General features: G+C 70.3%; 1 protein-coding gene. It reads right to left on the bottom strand.

The annotated features are described in order from the left end of the window. Positions 1 to 249 (bottom strand): VCBS domain-containing protein (locus DH08_RS30035; RefSeq protein ID WP_210328947.1); only part of this gene is annotated, 249 nt, incomplete at both ends.

Raw genomic sequence — 249 nt, 5'->3', positions numbered from 1 at the left:
CTGCTGGGTGCCGTCGGCGGTCTGCACGGTGATGGTGTCGGTGAGCGCCGGATCGCCGGTGTTGAGCGCCTGGACGGCGGCGTCATCCTCGTTGAGCGCGTAGCTCCATTCGCCGGCCGCATTGATCGACAGCGTGCCATGGGCACCGTTGCTGACCACCGAGAAGTCGGTGAGGCTGTCGACGTCGCTGGCGTCGAGGTCGCCGGTCGCCGGCGAGGTGCCGGCCGTGCCGTTGGCAACGCCGGAGGC

The sequence above is a fragment of the Mesorhizobium amorphae genome, assembly GCF_014843845.1.
GTDB lineage: Bacteria > Pseudomonadota > Alphaproteobacteria > Rhizobiales > Rhizobiaceae > Mesorhizobium > Mesorhizobium amorphae_A.
Note: the sequence above shows the minus strand (reverse complement) of the source record. Positions and strands in the feature narration are given on the sequence as shown.